This is a genomic window from Mesorhizobium sp. LSHC420B00 (genome assembly GCF_000503055.1).
Lineage (GTDB): Bacteria > Pseudomonadota > Alphaproteobacteria > Rhizobiales > Rhizobiaceae > Mesorhizobium.
The window spans coordinates 19611-41167 of record NZ_AYVY01000032.1 but is presented as its reverse complement, the minus strand read 5'-3'; the positions used below and the strand labels follow the sequence as shown (position 1 = coordinate 41167).

Here is a 21557-nt window from a genome sequence, read left to right as displayed (position 1 = left end):
AGGGCGGCGCTGGTAAGGCCGCCCTTTTCAATTGCATTCACCCGCCGATCGCGGCTTTGCGGGCTTCGACGATGACGCTGTAGAAGTCCGGCTTCACTGGAACGTAGCCAGTGAAATCGCCGCCTTCGATGGCTTCGAAGCAAGGCTTGTCCTTGGCCGGCAAGCTGGTGAAGAAGTTGGCGAGCTTGGCGCTCATATCGCCGCCGAGCGCGGTGCGCACGACCAGCGGGCCATTCGGGATCAGGCCGGAGCGCCAGACTTCGACGAAGTCGTTGGGGTCGACGGCGCCCTTGGCGACTTCCTTGTGGAAGGTGCCGGACGTGTAACCGTTCTTGAAGTCGCCGATGCCCGAGGAGTCGTCAACCGCCACGTCGACCTTGCCGTCGCGGACGGCGAGAAGGTTGTTCTCGTGGCCGCCATTGAACTGGGTCGAGGCGAAGAAGGTTTCGTTCGAAGCGCCGGTGTCCTTCGGGATCTGGGTCAGCGGGATCAGATAGCCCGACGTCGAATCCGGGTCGGCATAACCGAGCTTCTTGCCCTTGGCCGATTTGATGTCGGTGATGCCGGACGACTTCAGCGCCAGGCCTATCGAATAATAACCGGTCGCACCGTCGGTCTGCTGGGTGGTGAGGATCGGGGTCACCGCGTTCGGATCCTTGAGGTAGACGCTGGCATAGCCCGACGCACCAAGCTCGGCGAAATCGAGCGTGCCGCCGAGCAGGCCCTGGATGACGCCGTCGTAGTCGGCGGCCGGGAACAGCGAGACCTTCTCGAAGCCGAATTCGGACGTCAGGTGATCGGCGAGGCACTGAAAATTGCGCAGCCGGTCCGCTTCATTTTCACCGCCAAGGATACCGATGCGGAATTCCTTGATATCCTGGGCGTGAGCGGCACTGGCCGCGATGGCGAGCAATGAAACCGCGCCAAAAACCATCTTCCTGAACATTGGGTCTCTCTCCTTTGATCCGGCCTCGCGCCGGTTGCGATCGAATTTTGACGAGTGCCTTTGACGCGGGCGGCGATCAGGCCGTTCTCAATAACCAGGAAACGCTGGCTCGAGCGGTCCGGCGGATGCAGCGATTTTCTGTTTGATGGCGACACTGGTCGAGGTGATGGCCTCGGAGATTTCGCCGCCATTGCTGTCGGCGCCATAGACCATGCGCACCGCCTCGCGATTGAGGTCTTCGGGCGGGCCGTCGAAGACGACCTTGCCGGCGGCCATGCCGATGATGCGGTTGCAATAGTTGCGCGCCGTATCCAGCGTATGCAGATTGGTGATGACGGTGATACCCTCGCGCAAATTGATATCCTGCAGCGAATCCATCACCACTTTGGCGTTGAGCGGATCGAGCGAGGCAATCGGCTCGTCGGCGAGCAACACCTTCGGCTGCTGCATCATGGCACGCGCGATCGCAACGCGCTGCTGCTGGCCGCCGGAAAGCGTGCCGGCGGGCTGCAGCGCGGTGCGGGCGATGTCCAGGCGCTCGAGGGCTGCAACCGCCTCGGCGCATTCGTTGCGGGAGAACATGCCGAACAGGTTGGACAGGGTCGAGCGGTGGTTGAGCCGGCCGAGCAGCACATTGGTCAGCACATCGAGGCGCGGCACCAGATTGAACTGCTGGAAGATCATGGCACAGTCGCGTTGCCAACGCCGGAGCGGCGAGCCGCGCAACCCGGAAACCTCGACGCCGTCGAACAGGATGGATCCCTGGCTGGGATCGATGAGGCGGTTGATCATGCGCAGAAGGGTCGATTTGCCGGCGCCGGAGCGGCCGATGACGCCGACCATCTGTCCTTGCGGGATCGAGATGTGAACATTGCTAACGGCGGTGTTCTTGCCGAACCGGCGGGTGACGCCGCGGATTTCGAGCGTAGCTGACATGGTGCAGGCTCCAGTCCAATCGCAATTGAAGGTCTGTTAACCCTCGCTAGCGCAGCTACGTGAACCTGCGGTGTCTGATTGATGTCAGTTTTGTTACCGCCCACAGCCTGGAGCGGGGCGGGATCAACTCGGCGCGAGAAGCTCGAATGGTGAATGGTGATAAGAAAGGCTTTCCTGAGCCTCGAAATTTATTCGCTGCCCGCCATTACCATTCACGATCCTTAGCCACCATACTTCTCCAGAAAAGCCTCCGCCGACAGCTCCCGGAAATCGTCGAGCGCGGCGCGCAGCCTTGCATGATCCCAATCCCACCAGGCGAGCGCCTGATAGCGCTCCGCCGTGCGGCGGTCGAAGCGCTCGCGGATCGGCTTGGCCGGTACGCCGCCGACGATGGTGTAGGGAGTGACGTCCTTCGATACCACTGCGCCGGCACCGACCGCCGCACCGTCGCCAACGGTGACGCCGGGCAGGACGGTCGAGCCATGGCCGAGCCAGGTGTCGTGGCCGATGGTGACGCGTTTGGCGCGGCGCTGAGCGAAGAATTCGCTCTCGTGCTCGGCGTCGTCCCAATAGTCGGAGGCGCGATAGGTGAAATGGTGCAGCGTCGGCCGCCAGGTCGGATGATTGGTGGCATTGATGCGGACGCTGGCGGCGATGTTGGCGAATTTGCCGATTGTCGCGCACCAGACGCTGCAGTCCTGCATCATGTAGGAATAGTCGCCGATCATGCTTTCCGAAACCCGGCTTCGGTCGGCGATCTCGGTCCAGCGGCCGAGCGTCGAGTTCTCGATCTCCGCCGTCTCGTGGACCAGCGGGGCCTCCGACAATTTCCTGGTCATGCGGCGATTTTCCCAGCGGCGAAGGCGGTCACGTCTATGATGCGATCGGCGACGGCTTCGCGCACGTCGTAATCGTGGAAGATGCCGAGCAAAGCGACGCCCGCCGCCTTCTTGGCGGCGATCAGGGAAATCACCACGTCCCGGTTCTTCGCATCAAGCGAAGCGGTCGGCTCGTCGAGCAGCAGGATCGGATGCTCGGTGATGAAGCCGCGCGCGATGTTGACGCGCTGCTGTTCGCCGCCGGAGAACGTCGCCGGCGGCAGCGCCCAGAGTTTTTCCGGCAGGTTCAATTGGGCCAGCAAGTCGCGTGCCTTGCCGCGCGCGGCTTCGCGCTCCTCGCCGCGCTCGACCAGCGGTTCGGCGACGACATCGAGCGCCGAGACGCGCGGCACGGTGCGCAGGAACTGGCTGACATAGCCGATCGTGAGCCGGCGCACGGCTAGCACGGTGCGCGGGCTGGCCGTGGCGAGATCGATGAGCCCGTCCTCGTGCTGGACGATGATCTGGCCTGCGTCGACGGCATAATTGCCGTAAAGCATTTTCAGGATCGAGCTCTTGCCGGCGCCGGACGGGCCGCCGAGCACGGAGCATTCGCCGGCCCTGATCGCGAAAGAGACACCGGCGACGACAGGCAGTTTGATGCCGTCGCGCAGATGCATGGTGAAGCTCTTGGCAACATCGGAGACGACGAGCGGGGTTGCCATCAGAGGGTGCTCCATTCGCCAGTCGTTTGCGGGCCAACACCCCCCTCTGGCCTGCCGGCCATCTCCCCCTCAGGGGGGGAGATTGGCTGTCGCATTCGGTTTCGCCATTCTCCTGTGTCGCAGAACGGGCGGGACATAAAAGCTGCCGATCTCCCCCCTTGAGGGGGAGATGGTCGGCAGGCCAGAGGGGGGTACGCCGGAGCAATCATCGTCACACCTGCAGAATCGAGGAGACAAGCAACTGGGTGTAGGGCGCGCGCGGATCGTCGAGGACGCGGTCGGTGAGGCCGCTTTCGACGACGCGGCCGTCCTTCATCACCATCATGCGCTGCGACAGCAGCCTCGCCACCGCAAGATCATGGGTGACGACGATGGCCGCGAGACCGAGGTCGGTCACCAGCCCGCGCAGCAGATCGAGCAGGCGCGCCTGCACTGAGACATCGAGGCCGCCGGTCGGCTCGTCCATGAACACCAGCCGCGGCCCGGTGACGAGGTTGCGGGCGATCTGCAGGCGCTGGCGCATGCCGCCGGAAAAGGCGCGCGGCTCGTCGTCGATGCGGTCTTCGTCGATCTCGACACGCGACAGCCAGTCGACGGCCGTCGCGCGGATTTTTCCATAGTGACGGTCGCCGACCGCCATCAGCCGTTCGCCGACATTGGCGCCGGCCGACACCGTCATGCGCAGCCCGTCGGCGGGGTTCTGATGGACAAAGCCCCAGTCGGTGCGCATCAGGAAGCGGCGCTCGGCCTCGCTCATGCGGTACAGCTCACGGAACTGGCCGTCGCGCATGCGGTAGCTGGCGGTGCCGGAGCTGGGCAGCAGCCGAGTCGACAGGCAGTTGAGCAAAGTCGTCTTGCCGGAACCCGATTCGCCAACCACCGCCAGCACCTCGCCCGGCCACAGGTCAAAGGTGACGTTCTCGCAGCCGACGCGCGCGCCGTAGAATTTGGACAGCGCCGAAACGCGCAGCAGCGGTGCGTCGGTCATTCAGCTGGCTCCATTTTTCCTGGGGCAAGATGGGTCTCGGGCGCGAGGTGGCCGCGATGGCCTTCGGCGCGCCGCTTCTCNCCGCTTCTCGCAATGATCGGTATCGGAGCAGACGAACATGTGGCCGCCATGGTCGTCGAGGATGACCTCGTCGAGATAGACGTTCTCGGCCGCGCACAGCGCGCAGGGCTGGTCGAAGGTCTGCACTTCGAAGGGATGATCCTCGAAGTCGAGGCTGACCACCTCGGTAAAGGGCGGCAGTGCATAGATGCGCTTTTCGCGGCCGGCGCCGAACAATTGCAAAGCCGGCGAACGATGCATCTTCGGATTATCGAATTTCGGCGTCGGCGAGGGGTCCATGACATAGCGGCCCTCGACCTTGACCGGGTAGGCGTAGGTGGTGGCGATGCGGCCGTGCTTGGCGATGTCCTCGTAGAGCTTCACATGCATGAGGCCGTATTCCTCCAGCGCATGCATTTTGCGCGTCTCGGTCTCGCGCGGCTCGAGGAAGCGCAGCGGCTCGGGGATCGGCACCTGATAGACCAGCACCTGACCGGCACTAAGCGGATATTCAGGGATGCGGTGGCGCGTCTGGATGATGGTCGCCTTGGCCGTCTCGGTGGTGACGGCGACATTGGCGACCTTCTTGAAGAAGGCGCGGATCGAAACCGCATTGGTGGTGTCGTCGGCGCCCTGGTCGATGACCTTGAGTACATCGTCCGGGCCGATGATCGAAGCGGTGACCTGCACGCCGCCGGTGCCCCAGCCATAGGGCATCGGCATTTCGCGCGACGCGAACGGCACCTGATAGCCGGGGATGGCAATGCCCTTGAGGATGGCGCGGCGGATCATCCGCTTGGTCTGCTCGTCGAGATAGGCGAAGTTGTAGGTGGCGATGTCGGTCGGTTGTCCGGTCATTCGGCGGCCTCCCTCTTCTCTTCGGCCTTGCCGGCGTTTTCGCGGGCGTCGTGCGCGGCGCGCATGCGGCGCACGAGGTCGAGCTCGGCCTGAAAATCAACATAGTGTGGCAGCTTCAAATGCTCGACGAAGCCGGTCGCCTGGACATTGTCGGAATGCGAGATGACGAACTCTTCGTCTTGCGCGGCGGCGACGACATCTTCGCCGAATTCGGTTGCACGAAGAGCGCGGTCGCATAGCGCCATGGCCATCGCCTTGCGCTCGCTCTGGCCGAAGACGAGGCCGTACCCGCGGGTGAATTGCGGCGGCGCCTTGGCCGAGCCCTTGAACTGGTTGACCATCTGGCATTCGGTGACGCGGATGCTGCCGAGCGGCACGGCAAAGGGCAGTTCCGGCACGTCCAGTTCCAGTTCGACCTCGCCGATACGAACCTCGCCGACGAAAGGATGGTTGCGCGCATAGCCGCGCTGGGTGGAATAGCCGAGCGCCAGCAGAAACCCCTCGTCACCGCGCGACAGCGCCTGCAGGCGGATATCACGCGCCATCGGGAATTCGAGCGGCTCGCGGGTGATGTCGCCGGGGACATGATCCCCGGGCATGTCGCCGTCGGGCTCGATCAGGCCTTCACGGGCGAGGATGGCGGACACGCGCGGCATCGCCTCCGCCTCGCCTGCACGCTGCTCCGGTTCAGCGACATCGCCGCCGGCGGCAAGCTCGGGGTCGAGCAGCCGGTGGGTATAGTCGAAAGTCGGGCCGAGCAACTGGCCGCCAGGCAGGTCCTTATAGGTCGCCGACACCCGCCGCTCGACCAGCATCGTGCCGGTGTCGATCGCCCTGGTGTAGCCGAAACGCGGCAGCGTCGTGCGATAGGCGCGAACCAGGAAGATCGCCTCGATCATGTCGCCGCGCGCCTGGACGATGGCGAGTGCCGCCAGTTCCCTGTCGTAGAGCGAACCTTCGCTCATCACCCGGTCGACGCCGAGCGCCAGCTGCTCGACGATCTGGTCGAGCCGAAGTGCGGGCACCGAGCGATCGCCGCGCCGGCGGTCGGCGAGCAATTTGTGGGCGTTGCGGATGGCTGCTTCACCGCCTTTTGCCGCGACATACATCCTACGCCTCCATCGTCTTAATGCGCGTCGTGCGCGGCAGGCAGGCAATTGCGTCGGACGTGGCGAGGATGATGTCGACACCCCGCGGAAAGCGCTGATTGTTCTGCTTCCATTGCTCGACGAAATGACGCGGCATTTGCGCCGGCGCGATCGTCGCCGTCCTCTCGATGCCCGGGCCTTCGAGCAGCAGCGGAGCGCCGGAGACGAGATCGCCGACCTCAAGGATCAGCGTCGTCGAACGATCGGGATAATCCTGGGTGCCTTGCGAAAACCCGTCGAGCGCCATCATCTCGGCCGGCGTGGCAATCAGCGCGAAATGCGCGTCGGCCGGGGTGTTGGCCAGCGGCGCGCCGGTATGGAAGCCAAGCCAGGATTTCACCGCCGCCGACCCCTGCAAAGCCGGGTCGAGCCAGAGCGGCGTGTCGTTGTCGCACAGCGCCAGAGCAATGGCACCAGCGGTGGCCGACAGCGGCACGGGGGGGTGGGCGAGGGCCGGCAAGGGCTGCACGCTGCCCGGCCGCGCCATCGCGTCCATCACAGCGCGGAATACGGTCTGCGCGTTGAATACCGGATCGGCGAAGCCGCCTTCGATCGATTGAGTGGCGAGGTCCATCAGTCTTCTCCGCGCACCATTGTGAAGAAATCGACCTTGGTCGCCGCCGTCTCGGCGCGGCGCTGGTCACGGGCCTTGGCCAGTGCCGCCTGCAAGGGCGCGACGAGCCTGGTCTCGACCCCGTTGCGGTGGGCCGGGTCCTGCCACAGCGCATCGGCGATTGCTGCCAGCCTTGCCTTCTGCTTGTCGCGGCCGAGCGCATAGCAGTGGCCGACATGGCCGGACGCAAGCCGCACCGTGGCACGGGTGACCGTCGCCTCGCCGACATTGAACGGCGCGCCGCCGCCGCCGATGCGGCCGCGCACGGTAACCAGGCCGGTTTCGGGGCCACGCAGAAGTTCCGCTTCACAAGGCAGGCCGGCTTCGTCCCAGAGGCGGACAATGTCGTCCCCGGCCGATTGCGCCAGCGTCGCCATTACGGCCTTGCGCTCGGCCTGCTCTCGCGCTTCCCGTCCTCGCATGGCCGCTACTCCTCGTCTGCGTGCATTTGTCGATTGATATAGACAACTATACAAATTATATCTATTATCTAGCGCGTGTCTATGACGTGTACGTGACACGGGCCAAAAGGTCGGCGCAAAGATTGGGGCGGGAAATGATCGGGCAAGCCAACAGCATCGAGCGGCGCAGCGGTGTCGCGCTATGGCGGCAGATCGCCGACCAGATCCTGCATTCGATCGCCGTCGGCGATTTTCCCGAGAATGCCGCGCTGCCGCCTGAGGTGGCACTTGCCGAACGCTATGGCGTCAACCGCCATACGGTGCGCAGCGCTATCGCAGCGCTGGTGCAGGAGGGTGTGCTCAAGGCGGAGCAAGGGCGTGGCACCTTCGTGCTGTCGCGAAAGCGGCTGTCCTATCCGATCGGCGCCCGCACCCGCTTTTCCGAGGGATTGCAAGGACAGGCGTCAGAGCGGCATATCACCTTGCTCGCGTCGTCGGTCGAGCCAGCCAACCGTCGTGTCGCAGAGGGCTTAGGCCTTGTGCAGGGGGCCGACGTGATACGCCTGGAAACGCGGGGCGAAGCCGATGGGATGCCGGTGTCCCGCGCTGCCGGCTGGTTCGATGCCAGGCGCTTTGCCGGCATCGATGCTGCCATGGCAGAAACCGGTTCGATCACGGCATCGCTGGCACGTTTCGGCGTCGACGACTATCTCCGGCAATCGACCGTGCTGTCGGCGCGCCATGCCGATGCCGCCGATCTTGCCGACCTCGACCTGCAGCCCGGCGCCATCGTGCTGGTGACGGTCGCCGTCAACGTCACGCCCGACGGTCAGCCGATCCAGTTTTCGGAGTCGCGCTTCCCGGCCGAGCGGATCGAACTCAAACTGTCGGCGCTTTGAGACGCGGCTATCGTTGTGTCATCCGACCTGGATGACCGCCTTGATCAGCCCGGATTTCTCATGTGCCCAGCGGGCGAGGTCGCGCGGCGTCTCGCCAAGCGTGGTGCGGTGGGTGACTAGCTTTGCCAGCGGCACCGCACCGTTGCGGATTGAAGCGGCGACATGGTCGAAATCGGCGCGCAGAGCGTTGCGGCTGCCGATCAGCATCATCTCGCGCTTGTGGAATTCGGGATCGGAAAAGGCGATGTCGTCCTTGACGACGCTGACCAGCACCAGCGTGCCGCCATGCGCGACATGGGCGAAGGCCGACTGCACCGACTGGGTGTTGCCGGTGGCGTCGAAGACCACGTCAAAACCATCGCCGTCGGTCGCCTGTCGCACCAGATCGGCGGCGGCTCCCCGCGAACCGTCGAGGGTCGCGAAGCCGAGTCCGCTTTCGGCAAAGCCAAGCCGTTCAGCGCTCATGTCGAGCAGCGTCACGTCGAGCCCGGCGATCCGGGCGAACAGCGCCGTGCCGAGGCCGATCGGGCCGGCGCCGATGACCAGGGTACGCGCGCCCGATTGAGCCAGCGAGCGCCGCACCGCATGCGCCCCGATCGCCAGGAATTCGACGGCGGCCGCATCGGCCAGCGACAGGCCGTTTGCCGGATAAAGATTTTGCGCCGGCACCAGGATCTGCTCGCACATGGCGCCGTCGCGATGGACGCCGAGCACCTCGATCCTGACGCAGCAATTCGGCTTGCCTTGCCGGCAGGCGATGCATTTGCCGCAGGCGAGATAGGGATTGACGATCACCGGCTCGCCGACGGTGAGATCGACGCCCTCGCCAACCTCGATCACGGTGCCCGAAACCTCGTGGCCCATGATGCGAGGATAGGCGAGGAACGGGTGCTTGCCGTCGAAAATGTGATAATCGGTGCCGCAGATGCCGACATGGTTGACCGCGACCAGCGCCCAGCCCGAGGGCGGCGCGCCAGGCGCCGGGCGATCTTCCAGGACAAGTTCGCCGGGCGAGCGGCAGACGACGGCTTTCATGCTTCAATCCAGTCGGTTCATGGCACCGCCGGCTCTGCTGTTGCGAGGCCGGCGGCTGTTAGGGGCGATCTATTTGCCGCGGCGGCGCAGCCCGTCGAAATAGACGATGACGATGATCAGCACGCCGGTGATGATGCGCTGCCAGAAGGCGTTGACGTTGAGCAGATTGGCGCCGTTGTTGATGGTGGCAAGGATGAAGGCGCCGAGCAGCGGCCCGTGCACGGAGCCGACAGCGCCGAACAGCGACGTGCCGCCGATCACCGAAGAAGCGATCGCCTGCAATTCCCAGCCCTCGGCCTGCGTCGGATTGCCGATGCCGATGCGCGACGCGAGCAGCACGCCGACGAAGGCCGCACACAGCCCCGACAACGTATAGGCCATGTAGATTGTGCGCTGGACGTTGACGCCCGACAGACGCGATGCCTCGGCGTTGGAGCCGACCGAGAACAGGTAACGGCCCCAGCGGCTGTGGTGCAGGAAGATGTAGGCCGGAATGCCGACCAGGATCACCATCCAGAACAGATTGGGGATGCCGACAAAGGAACTGCGCGAGAACGCGGTGAAGCTGTCGCTGTTGATGTTGATCGAGTTGCCGTTGGTCATCAACAGGCCGATGCCGCGCAGCGAGGTCAGCGTCGCCAGGGTGATGATGAAGGGTGGCAAGCCCATCTTGACGATGCCGAAGCCATGGAACATGCCAATGGCGACGCCGACCAGCAAGGTAATCAGGATGGCTAGGAAAACCGGTGTGCCGGCGTTGATCAGCATCGCGACGATGACGGTGGCGAAGCCGACAACGGCGCCGACGGAAAGGTCGATGCCGCCGGTGATGATGACGAAGGTCTGGCCGACCGCCAGGATGGCGATCATCGACCCTTGCCGCAACAGGTTCGAGATGTTGTTGGCCGAGGCGAAGCTCGGCGTCGCCACCGACAAGATGATCCACAAAAGAACCAGCAGTGCCAGCAGTGTCAGCCCGAACAGGGCGTTGTAGTTGCGTTTCGGCCTTTCGGCAGCGATCGCCTCGGTGCTCATATCCGTCCTCCCGGTCTTTCTTGTTTCTCGGCCAGCGCCTGGGTGAGGATCTCCTCGTGATCAGCGGTATGAAACCCATGCGTGGCCACCAGCTTGCCGCGCCGGAACACGTGCAGCGTGTCGGCGAGCTCATAGACCTCGGGCAGGTAGGACGAGATCAGGATGATGCCGGCGCCCTTGGATAACAGCGCGCCAAACAGGCGGTAGATCTCGGCCTTGGTGCCGACATCGACGCCGACGGTCGGCTCGTCGAAGATGAACAGCTTGGCGCCGTGCGCGAGCCATTTGCCGATGACGATCTTCTGCTGATTGCCGCCGGACAGGCTGGAGGCCAGCGCACTTCGCGTCGGCGTCTTGATGCGCAGGTCGGCGATCTGGCGATCGGCCTGGGCTTTTTCCTGTGCGCGGGAGATCAGCAGATTGCTTGAGATGCGCTTGTAGATCGGCAGATTGAGGTTGAGCCCGACCGGCAGGTTGAGGCAGAGGCCCTGGTCGCGGCGGCTTTCCGGGGCCAGCGCCATGCCGAGCCTGATCGCGTCATGTTCTGAATTGACCTTGACCTCCTTGCCCTCCCAGAGGATCTGGCCGGCCGCCTTGCGGTGGCGGCCATAGAGCGTGGTGACGAACTCGCTGCGGCCGGCGCCGATCAGCCCGTAGAGGCCGACGATCTCGCCGGCGCGGACGGACATCGAGACATTTTCGAAACCCTTGCCGGACAGGTTCCTGGTTTCTACAAGCATCGCGCCCGGGGTGAAATGCTCCTTGTGGTAGACCTGCTCGATCGAGCGGTTGATCATCATCTTGACCAGCTCGGCGTCATTGGTCTCGGCGATATTCCTGGTGCCGACCAGCGTGCCGTCGCGCAGCACCGAGACGCGGTCGGCGAGCTCGAACACTTCTTCCATGCGATGGCTGATGTAGATGATGGTGACGCCTTCGCCCTTCAGCCGGCGGATCAGCGTGAACAGCTGGTCGGCCTCCTTGCGGGTGAGGTAGGCGGTCGGTTCGTCGAAGATCAGGAATTTGGTGCCGCGCACGGTGGCGCGGGCGGCGGCGATCAACTGCTGCTGACCGATGGTCAGGTCACCCAGCTTGACATGCGCCGGCAGGTCGAAGCCGAGATCGTCGATGATCTTCTGCGCCTGCCTGACCATCGCCCGCTGCTGCAGGATACCGAAACGGGAATCCTCCTCGCCGAGGAACATGTTGGCGGCGACGGTGAGATGGCGGCACAGGACGACTTCCTGATGCACGGCATTGATGCCGAGCGCCATCGCCTCATGCGGCGTCGCCAATGCGGCAGGCTTGCCCTCCCAGATGACGTCGCCGGAGGTGCGCGGCATGACGCCGGTCAGAAGCTTGATCAGGGTGGATTTGCCGGCGCCGTTCTCGCCGACGATGGCGTGGATCTCGCCGGCCTTGAAGGCGAGGTCGACCGGCTTCAGCGCGTGAGTGCCGGGATAGCGCTTTTCCAGCCCGCGGAGTTCGAGGATGGTCCTGCCCGGTTCAAGCGTTGGGGCCGGATGGAGTTCCTGCGCCGTCGACATCATGACAATCCTCCCAGATTGGCCCCCAAAGATTGGCCTCGCGATTGGCACGAGTGGGATGTTTCCGGGGCGAAAAGGCCCCGGAAACAGTTCACAGCGGCGATGCTCAGTCGAGCTTCGGGTTGAGCAGCGCGTCGATCTTCGGATCCTTCATGTTGGCCTTGGTGACCAGGTTGGCGCCGGTGTCGACATTGGCTTCGACCTTCTCGCCCTTCGAGGCGGCAAGCGCCGTCTTGATGCCGTCATAGCCCATCCGGTACGGATCCTGGACGACGAGCGCCGAAATGACGCCGTCATTGAGGAACTTGATCAGCTTCTCGTCGCTGTCGAAGCCGACCAGCCCGACCTTGCCTGCGAGGCTGTTCTCGGCGATCGCCTGACCGACGCCCTGCGCCATGATCAGGTTGGAGGCGAAGATGCCCTTGAGGTTGGGGTTGGCGGTGATCAGGTCGGTGGCGATGTTGAGGCCGGTGGTGGCCTGGCCGTCGGCGTATTTGTCGGCGACCAGCTTGAGGCCGGGATATTTGGCGGCGAGCTGTTCCTTAAAACCCTGGGCGCGCTGTTCGAGCGAGCCGGCGCCCGGAAGCGCGGTGATCAGAGCGACGTCGCCCTCGACCTTGCCGCCATTGGCTTCGCCGATGGCTGCGGCAAGGCCGTCAGCGGCGACGCGGCCGCCCTGAATGTTGTCGGTGGTCAGGAACGAGGTGAAGGCCTTGGAGTCGGCGCCGGAGTCGATACCGATGATCTTGACCTTGGTGGCGGCCTCGTCGATCGGCTTGCCGAGCGCCTTGGCTTCGGTTGGCGCGATGACGACGGCGGCCGGGTTGCCGGCGACGGCATTTTCGAGGATCGAGATCTGGCCGTTGACGTCGGTCTCGGCCTGGGCGCCGAGCTCCGGCACGTTGACGCCCAGGTCCTTGCCGGCCTTGCGGGCGCCGGCCAGGACGATCTGCCAGTAGAAGGACGTGGTGTCCTTGACTATGATCGGAATGGTCACGTCGGCCGCGGATGCCGGGGCCGAATGCATCACGCCGGCAAGCATCGAGGCGGCTGTGAGTGCCACGAAGGCGCGGCGATTGAGAATGCTGGTCACGAATTTCATTAGGAGTCCTCCCTAAGTCGCCCGGTGAATGTTATGGAAGCTCCATTCGGATGGCGCGGCCCAAACGGAACTTTATCAATAAAAAACATTTACCGCTTTTTGATAGTGCATCAACTCAGTCGGCGCAAGCGCTGTTTGATGCCTGCTTCGAATGGCTGGGCGGGAGAGTTTTTTCTGTCGGAACTCCGCTGCCAATCTCCTCCAATATGTCGCATGGAATATTAATTCCATCACTCAGTCAATATGGAATGTTCATTCTTTTTTCGGGGATGTACGAACTGTGACACCTGGCGATCACGTCAGGTGTTCGCGACTGTCGCGAGCGGTCCGGCTTAGAGCGTCGCACCGAGGTGCCACGGCACGAACTCGTTGTCGCCGTAGCCGAATTCCTCGCTCTTGGTCTTGCGGCCCGAAGCTGTCTCGACGATCAGTTCGAAGATCTCGCGGCCCATGCCGGCAATGGTCTTTTCGCCCGAGGCGATGACGCCGCAATTCACGTCCATGTCCTCTTCCATGGTGTGGTACATGGTCGAGTTGCTGGCGACCTTGATCGACGGCGTCGGCCGGCAGCCGAAGCAGGAGCCGCGGCCGGTGGTGAAGACGATGACGTTGGCGCCACCCGCCACCTGACCGGTGGCCGAGACCGGGTCGTAGCCAGGCGTGTCCATGAACACCAGCCCGTGCCCGGTGACCTTTTCGGCATAGCCGAAGACGCCGTTGAGCGGCGTCTGGCCGCCCTTGGCGACCGCACCGAGCGACTTTTCCAGGATGGTGGTCAGGCCGCCGCGCTTGTTGCCCGGCGAGGGATTGTTGTCGATGGATGCGCCATGCTTGGCGACATGGTCTTCCCACCATTTCACGTAGCCGTCGAGCTTGGCGGCGATCTCGGGAGTTGCGGCGCGATAGGCAAGCAGGTGCTCGGCGCCATAGATCTCCGTCGTTTCGGAGAGGATGCCGACGCCGCCGACGCCGGCCAAAATGTCGACGGCCGCACCCAGCGCCGGGTTGGCAGTGATGCCGGACATGCCGTCGGAGCCGCCGCATTGCAGGCCGACGACGATCTCGCTGACCGGGATCGGCTCACGCTGAAGCTTGCCGACCTCTTCGGCGATCTCGGCCAGCACGACCAGCGCCTTCTCGACCGATTTGCGCGAGCCGCCGGCTTCCTGGATGTTGAAATGGCGTTTTCCCGCGGCGACGCCCTTCTGGCCATAGAGGGTGAGCTGGTTGACCTCGCAGCCGAGCCCGACCATCAGCACGCCGCCGAAATTCGGGTGACGGGCATAGCCGGCCAGCGTGCGGTGCAGCACCATCATGCCATCGCCGGTGGCGCTCATGCCGCAGCCCTGGCCGTGGACGATCGGGACGAAGCCGTCGATGCCGGGATATTGCGGCAGAAGCGTGCGGTTCGCGGCGTCGGCGATGGCATGGCAGACGGTGGCCGAGCAATTGACGCTGGCGAGAATGCCGATGAAGTTGCGCGTGCCGGCGCGGCCGTCGGCGCGGCGGTAGCCCATGAAGGTGCGGGCGCGGTCGGCCTCGGTCGCATGCACTGCCTCGCTCGGCGGCACCACCGGCAAACGCCCGCTTTCGAAGACCAGATTGTGCGAATGGACATGCTCGCCGGGCGCGATGTCCTGCGTGGCACGGCCGATTGCCTGGGCGTATTTGACCACGGCTTCGCCGGCGGCAATCGGCTTGATCGCCACCTTGTGGCCCGGCTCGATCAGCGCGGCGGCGACGGCGCCACCCGGCAGTACGGTGCCGATCTCGATGCGGCCATTGGCGACCGCGACATTGTCGGCGGGAGACAGAAGAATGCTGTTTGCGGCGTTCACGGGAGCTTCCTGGGTATGTTCCTGGGTGCGCGAGCGGATTGACACGCCGCTCTTAACATATAATGTCTTTTATCGTGAAAAAACATTTTTGCGTCAATTGTTTTTTCGCCAGAGCGCGACGCGCCTTTTGGATGCGCGACGTGGGCTCTACAACCAAAACTAGCGTTGCGCATGATGTTTTCCGAAGCGATTCCGATTTCATGCGCGAGAAAAGCTTCACGCCGGCCGCAAACGCCGGCGCGCCACGGGGCAGGGGATGTCGAAGAGCAACAACGTATACAAGGACGCCTATAATCGCGGTCTTAGGCTGCTCGACGAAACCAGGAGCCTGCCTTCGGAGCCGGAGCTGGGCACGCTGCTCGGCGTCAGCCGCACGACCGTCCGCACCATCCTTGCCCGCATGGAAGAGACCGGGCTGATCGATTGGAACAAGCGCAGCAAGACGGTTCTGCGCGAGCCGCGGCCGGACGATTTTTTTCCCGAGGACGAGACCGACACGCTGGCCGAGATCATCGAACGCTCCTTCATGCGGCGGCTGCTTGCCGGTGGCGCCGAGGCCGGCATGCAGATCAACGAACTCGAACTGGCGCGCGAGATCGGCGTCGGCACCACCAGCGTGCGCGAATTCCTGATCCGCTTCTCGCGCTTCGGCCTGATCGAGAAGCGCCGCAACAGTCATTGGGTGCTGAAAGGCTTTACCCGCGCCTTCGCGCTGGAGCTGACCGAAATCCGCGAGATGTTCGAACTGCGCTCGGCCGCCGCCTTTGCCGCTCTGCCCGAGGACAGCCCGGTCTGGGCCGACCTCGACAGCCTGGAAGACGAGCATCGCCTGCTGGCGCGCGAGATCGCCGTGCGCTTCAACGCGTTCTCCGAGCTCGACGAGCGCTTTCACCGGCTGATCCACCGCGCCTCGCACAACCGCTTCATCGTCGATTTCTACGACGTCATCGCCATGATCTTCCACTACCACTACCAGTGGAACAAGGCGCAGGAGCGCGAGCGCAACGAAGTCGCGGTCCAGGAGCATCTCGCCTATATCGCCGCGCTCAAATCGCGCGATCTCGCCAAGGTCGACGCCGCCTGCCGCAAGCACCTGAAATCGGCCCGCCACACGCTGCTGACGTCGATCCCGGAGGGCAGGCAGCCGCTGCGCGCGTGATTGTGTTGCGTTGCCGCAGCAACGTTTTGGCGATTTTCCGGCCGCCGGCTCCGTGCTAGAGAGCTGACGTTGCTGCGTGAAGAGGCTGGTTCTTGACCATACGCCGGAGACGATGGAGCATGCCGGTCGCGTTCGCCGCGGCCTGGCTTTTCGTGCTCCAGTCGATGTTCGGCGCGTTTGCTTCCGGCATCGAGCCGAACGCCTCGCAATTCGATGCTTTCGGCAACACGATCTGCACCCATGACGGTGCGGCGCAACTCCCGGCCGGGGATCCGCATCAGCAGCACATGCCGGCTTGCTGCATGCTTGGCTGCAACCTCGTTTCGGCGGTCTGCGCGCCGCCCGATGCCACCGGGAGCCTGTCTCGCAGCCCTTCCGTCGAAACCATCGCCTTTTTCCTGCCGGCCTTCCGGCATCGCGATTTCGCCCGCGCCCGCACTCCGTCCAATCCGCGCGCACCACCGGCGACGGCCTGATCCGTTCTGGTTTGCGCCGCGCACACCCTTGGCCGGCGCGTTTATCGACATCGTTCGCGACCGGCATCGGCGCGGTCCCTTAAAATCCACGGAGCAATCATGTCTCACTCTTTTCGCGCTGCCGCATCCAGCCGCAGGCGCTTCGCACTGGGTCGTTTCGAGCAGCGTCTCGGCATCACCCTTTGCGTTCTTGCCTTCCTGTTCGCCAGCGCCCAGACGGTGTCGGCACACGAGTTCAAGCTTGGCGATCTCGAGATCGGGCACCCCTGGTCGCGCGCCACGCCAGCCGGTGCCAAGGTAGCCGGCGGCTACTTCACCATCACCAACACCGGCAGTGCGCCGGATCGCCTGCTGTCGATCACCTCCGACATTTCGGCCAAGGCCGAACTGCACGAGATGGGCGTCAGCAATGGCGTCATGACCATGCGGCCGGTCACCGGCGGCCTCGAAATCCCGGCTGGCGGCAAGGTCGCGCTGGCGCCTAAGGGCTATCATTTGATGTTCATGGATTTGAAGCGGCGGCCCAAGGAGGGCGAAATGTTCTCCGCCACGCTGACCTTCGAGAAAGCCGGGCCCGTGCAGATTGAATTCGCCGTGCAAGGCATCGGCAGTGCGGCACCCCAGGACGACGACTGACTTGGCCGCTTCGAGAGGTACCATCATGAAGAAATCTCTTTTGCCCGGCTGCGTGCTTCTTGTTCTCGGGACCAGCGCGGCCTTCGCCCACATCACGCTCGAAACGCCGGAGGCGGCGGTCGGCTCGACCTACAAGGCGGTTCTTCGGGTGCCGCATGGCTGCGAGGGCAAGGCAACGACCGCCTTGCGCGTGCAGATCCCGGAAGGGGTGCTCTCGGTCAAACCGATGCCGAAGCCGGGCTGGACGCTGCAGGTCAAGAACGGCAAATACGAGAAGTCCTACCAGCTCTACGGCCAGGCAGTGACCAGCGGCGTCAAGGAGGTCGACTGGAGCGCCGGCAGCCTGCCGGACGAATTCTATGACGAATTCGTCTTTCGCACGACACTGGCGTCCGACCTGCCGGCAGGCCAGACGCTGCATTTCCCGGTGGTGCAGGAATGTGACGGCGTCGCCGATCGCTGGATTGAAATTCCGGCGGTCGGGCAGGCTGAGGACGCGCTGGAATTTCCGGCGCCCGGCCTCAAGCTGCTGCCGAAGAAGTGAGCTCCAGCGGCGCGCTTTGGCGGATGAGCGCGCCGCTGCTCTTGGCGGTGAGATGAGCGCGGCATCCTTCCTGCGGCGAGCTTGCATGGCCGGCAACCATTCTGGCCGGCTTGTGGCTGGCCTGCTCGCCGCCATCGTGCTGCTCGCCGTAATTGCCATGCCTGATCCGGCCTTCGCCCATGCGGCGCTGATCAAGGCCGAGCCGGCTGACGGTGCGGTGCTGGCGCAGAGCCCGCCGCAGATGTCGCTGACCTTCAGCGAGCCGGTTTCGCCGCTGGTGCTGACGCTGGTGCGGCCCGACGGCACGGCGGTCCCGCTGAGCTCTTTCCAGCTCAGCGGCCAGACCGTCGAGATCGACAATCCGCAGGCGCTGACATCCGGCACGCATGTGCTGAGCTGGCGAGTGATCTCCGCCGACGGGCATCCGGTCGGCGGCTCGGTGCTGTTCTCGGTCGGCGCACCGAGTGCTGCGCCGGCCGCCTCCGAAGCCGTCGACCGGGTGCTTCGAACGGCGATCTGGATCGGCAAGATTTTTCTATATATCGGCCTGTTTTTCGGCGTCGGGGGTGCCTTTGCGCTGGCCTGGCTGGCGCAAGGCGGGCGATCCGGCCAGCGCCTGATCGTCGCGGCAATCCTGTGCGGGCTGGCCGCCGCAACGCTGTCGCTCGGCCTGCAGGGGCTGGATGCGCTTGGCGCGCCGCTTGCCCGGCTGGCGCAGCCGGTCATCTGGCAGACCGGGCTGGGCACCAGCTTCGGCTGGACGGTGCTGATCGCGCTGATGGCGCTCGGCCTCAGCCTATTATCGCTGGTCGTGCCGCCCGCCGACGCAAAGCCGCTCGCCTTGGCCGGACTGGCTGGCGTCGGCGCAGCACTTGCCGCCAGCGGGCATGCCAGTGCCGCCGAGCCGCAATGGCTGACCAGGCCGATGGTGTTTCTGCACGGAACTGGTATCGCCGTCTGGGCCGGGGCGCTGGCGCCGCTTGGTCTTGCCTTGAAACGGCAGCCGGCCAAAGCCGGGCCATTGCTGCGACGGTTTTCGCGAGCGATCCTGGTCGTCGTGGCCGTGCTTGCGGCAGCCGGCATCGTGCTCGCCGTCATCCAGGTGCAAACGCCGTCGGCGCTGGTCCATACCGCTTATGGCCGGCTGCTGCTGCTCAAGCTGGTGCTGCTCGTCTTTCTGTTCACACTCGCCGCCATCAACCGCTTCAAGCTCACGGCCTCGGCCGAGGCAGGAAATACGGAAGTCCAGCGGCGGCTGGCCCGCTCGATCGCCATCGAGGTGCTGATCGTGCTGGCGATCTTCGGCGTTGGCGCCGGCTGGCGCTTCACGCCACCGCCGCGCGCACTAGCAATCGCCGCGGCACAGCCGGCATCGGTGCATATCCACACGTTGCAAGCGATGGCCGATCTCAGCATTGCGCCCGGCCATGCCGGGCCTGTTGCCGCTTCGATCTTCATCATGACCGGCGATTTCGGCCCGCTCGACGCCAAGCAGGTGACGCTGGTGCTGTCAAAGCCCGATTCCGGCATCGAACCCATCAAGCGCCCGGCGACGAGGCTTGGCGACGGCACCTGGCGCGTCGACGATCTCGTCATTCCGGTCGCCGGCCGGTGGACGGCGCGGCTCGATATGCTGGTCTCGGATTTCGAGATGGTGAAGATCGAGGGACCGATCGACATCAGGCCGTGAGGACAAGCTGGCGGTCTGCAACACAATTCGGCGAGGCGGTTGACGCGGCCTTGAAGGCCCGTCAATCATCGTCATCAAGAATGGGCATCCAACCCAATCGCGGCTCAAAGCAACAAGATCCGAAAGCAGGGAAGAAACAATGGAAAAAGCCGAAATCGGCCTGATCGGCCTTGGTACGATGGGCTCCAACCTGGCGCTCAATATCGCCGAGAAGGGGCACCGCATCGCCGTCTTCAATCGCACCGCGGCGCGCACTGATGCCTTTGTCGAAAATGCCGGCGCGCTCAGGGACAGGGTGGTGCCCTGCTACAGCCTCGAGGAACTGGCCGCCGCGATCCGGCCGCCGCGGCCGATCATCATCATGGTGCTGGCCGGCAAGCCGGTCGACGAGCAGATCGCGGCATTGCGCGGCGTGCTGTCGGCCAACGACATCGTCATCGACGCCGGCAATGCCAATTTCCGCGATACGATGCGGCGCTTCTCCGAGCTTGCGAGCTCCGGCCTGACCTTCATCGGCATGGGCGTGTCCGGCGGCGAGGAGGGCGCACGCCACGGTCCCTCGATCATGGTCGGCGGCACCGAAGAGTCCTGGAAGCGCGTCGAAAAAGTGCTGACCGCAATCTCGGCCAAGTTCAAGGGCGAGCCTTGCGCGGCGTGGCTTGGCACCGACGGCGCCGGGCATTTCGTCAAGACCATCCACAACGGCATCGAATATGCCGACATGCAGATGATCGCCGAGATCTACGGCATCTTGCGTGACGGGCTCGGCATGGGGCCGAAAGAAATCGCTGAGGTGTTTTCCCAGTGGAACACGGGCCGGCTCAACTCGTACCTGATCGAGATCACCGCCAAGGTACTGGCCGCCGACGACCCCAAGACCGGCAAACCGGTGGTCGACATCATTCTCGACCGCGCCGGCCAGAAAGGCACCGGCAAATGGTCGGTGATCGAGGCGCAGCAGCTCGGTATCCCGGCCACAGCGATCGAGGCGGCTGTGGCGGCCCGCGTGCTGTCGTCGATCAAGGACGAGCGGCTGGCCGCCGAAAAGGCCTATGGCGGCGGCGTGAGCAAGATTTCCGGAGACAGGGACGCGCTGCTCGGCGATCTCGAGCTGGCGCTGTTTGCCGGCAAGATCGCCGCCTATGCGCAAGGGTTCGCGGTGATGAGCGGCGCGTCGAAGGAATTCAACTGGAACCTGCCGATGCCGGTCATCGCCAAGATCTGGCGGGCCGGCTGCATCATCCGCTCGCAATTGCTGGATACGATGGCGGAGGCCTTCGGCGCCGGCGGCGCAGCCACCAACCTGTTGATGGCGCCGGCTTTCGTTTCATTGATGCAGGAGGCCCATCCGTCGCTTCGCCGTGTCGTGGCAAGTGCAGCCGAAGCGGGCTCGCCGGTGCCTGCCCTGTCATCGGCGCTTGCCTATTTCGACAGTTACCGGCAGGGCCGCGGCACCTCGAACCTGATCCAGGCGCAGCGCGATTTCTTCGGCGCGCACGGCTTCGAGCGTATCGACGGGCAGGGCGCTTTCCATGGCCCGTGGGGGAGCGGGGCGGCGGGTTAGCGCCTTCAATTCAGACGTTCCAGCAGACTTTGCCCTCGGCGAAAACGGACCTCGTGGACGAATATGCACCGCAGATTGACGCAGCGGCTAAGCTCGCTTGCTTCTTAGTTCAAGCAAGAATGCTGTCACCGTAGCGGTCATGCCGCTGGCGATTTGCCATGCGTTGAAAAGCTCGACGTGCATAGCCTCAAGGTCGGCCATCATCGCATCGCGTCCTTCGTCGGTCTGGATTTTGAAGTTGTGGGATTCATAGAAGCGATGAAACAGCCTGTTCCGCGTTTGCAGCGCGGACGCGAAGCGGCCAGCCAATCCATCGTCAAGCCCTACGCATTTTTTCAAGCTGCGAAGCAGGTGGCCCAGCGTGCTCCGGTCGATGTCGCGAATGAGCTTCCGCGCCTTGTCGGAGTCGGCTTTGAACCTCCAGCCTTGTTCAATCGCGCGGGCGCAGAGAAGCAGCGAGCCTAGTTCAACCTCGAATAGCTGTGCGGCTTCCGCCGTTATGCCGAACTTTGCGTAGAGTTCATCGCGTGTCGCCAATG

Annotated in this window: 22 protein-coding genes and 1 pseudogene; 8 read left to right on the top strand and 15 right to left on the bottom strand. The window is 64.3% G+C overall.

From position 1 onward, the window contains the following. Positions 1 to 37: 37 nt before the first annotated feature. The 9 genes and pseudogenes from phnD to phnG form a co-directional block, all read right to left on the bottom strand. The gene (gene phnD / locus X760_RS68230) at positions 38 to 946 is read right to left on the bottom strand and encodes a phosphonate ABC transporter substrate-binding protein (RefSeq protein ID WP_023721976.1); all 909 of its coding nucleotides are present in this window, start codon (positions 944 to 946) and stop codon (positions 38 to 40) included. Positions 947 to 1033: 87 nt separating this feature from the next. After that, the gene (gene phnC, locus X760_RS68225; protein ID WP_023721975.1) at positions 1034 to 1882 is read right to left on the bottom strand and encodes a phosphonate ABC transporter ATP-binding protein; all 849 of its coding nucleotides are present in this window, start codon (positions 1880 to 1882) and stop codon (positions 1034 to 1036) included. A gap of 221 nt (positions 1883 to 2103) precedes the next feature. Then, on the bottom strand, positions 2104 to 2721 hold the full coding sequence (locus X760_RS68220; RefSeq protein ID WP_023721974.1) for a DapH/DapD/GlmU-related protein: 618 nt from the start codon (positions 2719 to 2721) through the stop codon (positions 2104 to 2106). After that, positions 2718 to 3425, bottom strand: a complete 708-nt coding sequence (phnL, locus tag X760_RS68215) for a phosphonate C-P lyase system protein PhnL (RefSeq protein ID WP_023721973.1) — start codon at positions 3423 to 3425, stop codon at positions 2718 to 2720. The genes X760_RS68220 and phnL overlap by 4 nt, the downstream gene beginning before the upstream one ends. Before the next feature lie 211 nt (positions 3426 to 3636). Further along, on the bottom strand, positions 3637 to 4413 hold the full coding sequence (gene phnK, locus X760_RS68210; RefSeq protein ID WP_023721972.1) for a phosphonate C-P lyase system protein PhnK: 777 nt from the start codon (positions 4411 to 4413) through the stop codon (positions 3637 to 3639). After that, positions 4410 to 5331 (bottom strand): annotated as a pseudogene (locus X760_RS68205) (alpha-D-ribose 1-methylphosphonate 5-phosphate C-P-lyase PhnJ). The gene phnK and the pseudogene X760_RS68205 overlap by 4 nt, the downstream one beginning before the upstream one ends. After that, positions 5328 to 6440: a carbon-phosphorus lyase complex subunit PhnI gene (locus X760_RS68200; RefSeq protein WP_023721970.1), complete on the bottom strand. Its 1113-nt coding sequence runs from the start codon at positions 6438 to 6440 to the stop codon at positions 5328 to 5330. The pseudogene X760_RS68205 and the gene X760_RS68200 overlap by 4 nt, the downstream one beginning before the upstream one ends. Before the next feature lies 1 nt (position 6441). Beyond that, entirely contained in the window at positions 6442 to 7053 is a 612-nt protein-coding gene (gene phnH / locus X760_RS68195; RefSeq protein ID WP_023721969.1) for a phosphonate C-P lyase system protein PhnH, read from the bottom strand. After that, a complete protein-coding gene (gene phnG, locus X760_RS68190) occupies positions 7053 to 7514 on the bottom strand; it encodes a phosphonate C-P lyase system protein PhnG (protein ID WP_023721968.1) in 462 nt (153 codons plus the stop codon). The genes phnH and phnG overlap by 1 nt, the downstream gene beginning before the upstream one ends. A 134-nt stretch (positions 7515 to 7648) precedes the next feature. Here phnG and phnF point away from each other — a divergent pair, with 134 nt between their 5' ends. After that, on the top strand, positions 7649 to 8392 hold the full coding sequence (gene phnF, locus X760_RS68185; protein WP_023721967.1) for a phosphonate metabolism transcriptional regulator PhnF: 744 nt from the start codon (positions 7649 to 7651) through the stop codon (positions 8390 to 8392). Positions 8393 to 8410: 18 nt separating this feature from the next. On the opposite strand, the gene X760_RS68180 is transcribed toward phnF, so the two are convergent. The 4 genes from X760_RS68180 to X760_RS68165 form a co-directional block, all read right to left on the bottom strand. After that, positions 8411 to 9427 (bottom strand): zinc-binding alcohol dehydrogenase family protein, encoded by a 1017-nt coding sequence (locus tag X760_RS68180; RefSeq protein ID WP_023721966.1) that lies wholly within the window; start codon positions 9425 to 9427, stop codon positions 8411 to 8413. A 69-nt stretch (positions 9428 to 9496) separates the two neighbouring features. Then, positions 9497 to 10462, bottom strand: a complete 966-nt coding sequence (locus X760_RS68175; protein WP_023721965.1) for an ABC transporter permease — start codon at positions 10460 to 10462, stop codon at positions 9497 to 9499. After that, positions 10459 to 12012, bottom strand: coding sequence for a sugar ABC transporter ATP-binding protein (locus tag X760_RS68170; protein WP_023721964.1), 1554 nt, complete (start codon positions 12010 to 12012; stop codon positions 10459 to 10461). The genes X760_RS68175 and X760_RS68170 overlap by 4 nt, the downstream gene beginning before the upstream one ends. A 103-nt stretch (positions 12013 to 12115) precedes the next feature. Next, positions 12116 to 13111 carry an ABC transporter substrate-binding protein gene (locus tag X760_RS68165; protein WP_023721963.1) on the bottom strand — a complete coding sequence of 332 codons (996 nt, stop codon included), beginning with the start codon at positions 13109 to 13111 and terminating at the stop codon, positions 12116 to 12118. Between the two features lie 50 nt (positions 13112 to 13161). On the opposite strand from X760_RS68165, the gene X760_RS76700 reads away from it, so the two are divergent. Continuing rightward, entirely contained in the window at positions 13162 to 13395 is a 234-nt protein-coding gene (locus X760_RS76700; protein WP_156948245.1) for a hypothetical protein, read from the top strand. Between the two features lie 48 nt (positions 13396 to 13443). Here the strand turns inward: X760_RS76700 and X760_RS68160 are convergent, their stop codons facing one another. Then, a complete protein-coding gene (locus X760_RS68160) occupies positions 13444 to 14949 on the bottom strand; it encodes an altronate dehydratase family protein (RefSeq protein WP_031194923.1) in 1506 nt (501 codons plus the stop codon). 256 nt (positions 14950 to 15205) lie between these two features. Between X760_RS68160 and X760_RS68155 the strand changes: the two genes are divergently transcribed. The 6 genes from X760_RS68155 (at position 15206) to gndA (ending at position 21018) form a co-directional block, all read left to right on the top strand. Then, a complete protein-coding gene (locus X760_RS68155) occupies positions 15206 to 16108 on the top strand; it encodes a GntR family transcriptional regulator (RefSeq protein ID WP_023721961.1) in 903 nt (300 codons plus the stop codon). Positions 16109 to 16227: 119 nt separating this feature from the next. Then, positions 16228 to 16584 (top strand): DUF2946 family protein, encoded by a 357-nt coding sequence (locus tag X760_RS68150; protein WP_023721960.1) that lies wholly within the window; start codon positions 16228 to 16230, stop codon positions 16582 to 16584. A gap of 99 nt (positions 16585 to 16683) precedes the next feature. After that, on the top strand, positions 16684 to 17220 hold the full coding sequence (locus X760_RS68145; RefSeq protein WP_023721959.1) for a copper chaperone PCu(A)C: 537 nt from the start codon (positions 16684 to 16686) through the stop codon (positions 17218 to 17220). A 25-nt stretch (positions 17221 to 17245) separates the two neighbouring features. After that, positions 17246 to 17764, top strand: coding sequence for a YcnI family protein (locus X760_RS68140; protein WP_023721958.1), 519 nt, complete (start codon positions 17246 to 17248; stop codon positions 17762 to 17764). 85 nt (positions 17765 to 17849) lie between these two features. Further along, positions 17850 to 19454 carry a copper resistance CopC/CopD family protein gene (locus tag X760_RS68135; RefSeq protein ID WP_023721957.1) on the top strand — a complete coding sequence of 535 codons (1605 nt, stop codon included), beginning with the start codon at positions 17850 to 17852 and terminating at the stop codon, positions 19452 to 19454. Between the two features lie 139 nt (positions 19455 to 19593). After that, positions 19594 to 21018, top strand: a complete 1425-nt coding sequence (gene gndA / locus X760_RS68130; RefSeq protein WP_023721956.1) for an NADP-dependent phosphogluconate dehydrogenase — start codon at positions 19594 to 19596, stop codon at positions 21016 to 21018. Between the two features lie 87 nt (positions 21019 to 21105). Here the strand turns inward: gndA and X760_RS68125 are convergent, their stop codons facing one another. After that, positions 21106 to 21555 carry a DUF3037 domain-containing protein gene (locus X760_RS68125; RefSeq protein WP_023721955.1) on the bottom strand — a complete coding sequence of 150 codons (450 nt, stop codon included), beginning with the start codon at positions 21553 to 21555 and terminating at the stop codon, positions 21106 to 21108. Between the last annotated feature and the right edge of the window lie 2 nt (positions 21556 to 21557).

Coding starts and splice junctions, on each gene's coding strand:
- phnD (WP_023721976.1), bottom strand. CDS start 946: ATGTTCAGGAAGATGGTTTTTGGCGCGGTTTCATTGCTCGCCATCGCG.
- phnC (WP_023721975.1), bottom strand. CDS start 1,882: ATGTCAGCTACGCTCGAAATCCGCGGCGTCACCCGCCGGTTCGGCAAG.
- X760_RS68220 (WP_023721974.1), bottom strand. CDS start 2,721: ATGACCAGGAAATTGTCGGAGGCCCCGCTGGTCCACGAGACGGCGGAG.
- phnL (WP_023721973.1), bottom strand. CDS start 3,425: ATGGCAACCCCGCTCGTCGTCTCCGATGTTGCCAAGAGCTTCACCATG.
- phnK (WP_023721972.1), bottom strand. CDS start 4,413: ATGACCGACGCACCGCTGCTGCGCGTTTCGGCGCTGTCCAAATTCTAC.
- X760_RS68200 (WP_023721970.1), bottom strand. CDS start 6,440: ATGTATGTCGCGGCAAAAGGCGGTGAAGCAGCCATCCGCAACGCCCAC.
- phnH (WP_023721969.1), bottom strand. CDS start 7,053: ATGGACCTCGCCACTCAATCGATCGAAGGCGGCTTCGCCGATCCGGTA.
- phnG (WP_023721968.1), bottom strand. CDS start 7,514: ATGCGAGGACGGGAAGCGCGAGAGCAGGCCGAGCGCAAGGCCGTAATG.
- phnF (WP_023721967.1), top strand. CDS start 7,649: ATGATCGGGCAAGCCAACAGCATCGAGCGGCGCAGCGGTGTCGCGCTA.
- X760_RS68180 (WP_023721966.1), bottom strand. CDS start 9,427: ATGAAAGCCGTCGTCTGCCGCTCGCCCGGCGAACTTGTCCTGGAAGAT.
- X760_RS68175 (WP_023721965.1), bottom strand. CDS start 10,462: ATGAGCACCGAGGCGATCGCTGCCGAAAGGCCGAAACGCAACTACAAC.
- X760_RS68170 (WP_023721964.1), bottom strand. CDS start 12,012: ATGATGTCGACGGCGCAGGAACTCCATCCGGCCCCAACGCTTGAACCG.
- X760_RS68165 (WP_023721963.1), bottom strand. CDS start 13,111: ATGAAATTCGTGACCAGCATTCTCAATCGCCGCGCCTTCGTGGCACTC.
- X760_RS76700 (WP_156948245.1), top strand. CDS start 13,162: ATGGCGCGGCCCAAACGGAACTTTATCAATAAAAAACATTTACCGCTT.
- X760_RS68155 (WP_023721961.1), top strand. CDS start 15,206: ATGTCGAAGAGCAACAACGTATACAAGGACGCCTATAATCGCGGTCTT.
- X760_RS68150 (WP_023721960.1), top strand. CDS start 16,228: ATGCCGGTCGCGTTCGCCGCGGCCTGGCTTTTCGTGCTCCAGTCGATG.
- X760_RS68145 (WP_023721959.1), top strand. CDS start 16,684: ATGTCTCACTCTTTTCGCGCTGCCGCATCCAGCCGCAGGCGCTTCGCA.
- X760_RS68140 (WP_023721958.1), top strand. CDS start 17,246: ATGAAGAAATCTCTTTTGCCCGGCTGCGTGCTTCTTGTTCTCGGGACC.
- X760_RS68135 (WP_023721957.1), top strand. CDS start 17,850: ATGGCCGGCAACCATTCTGGCCGGCTTGTGGCTGGCCTGCTCGCCGCC.
- gndA (WP_023721956.1), top strand. CDS start 19,594: ATGGAAAAAGCCGAAATCGGCCTGATCGGCCTTGGTACGATGGGCTCC.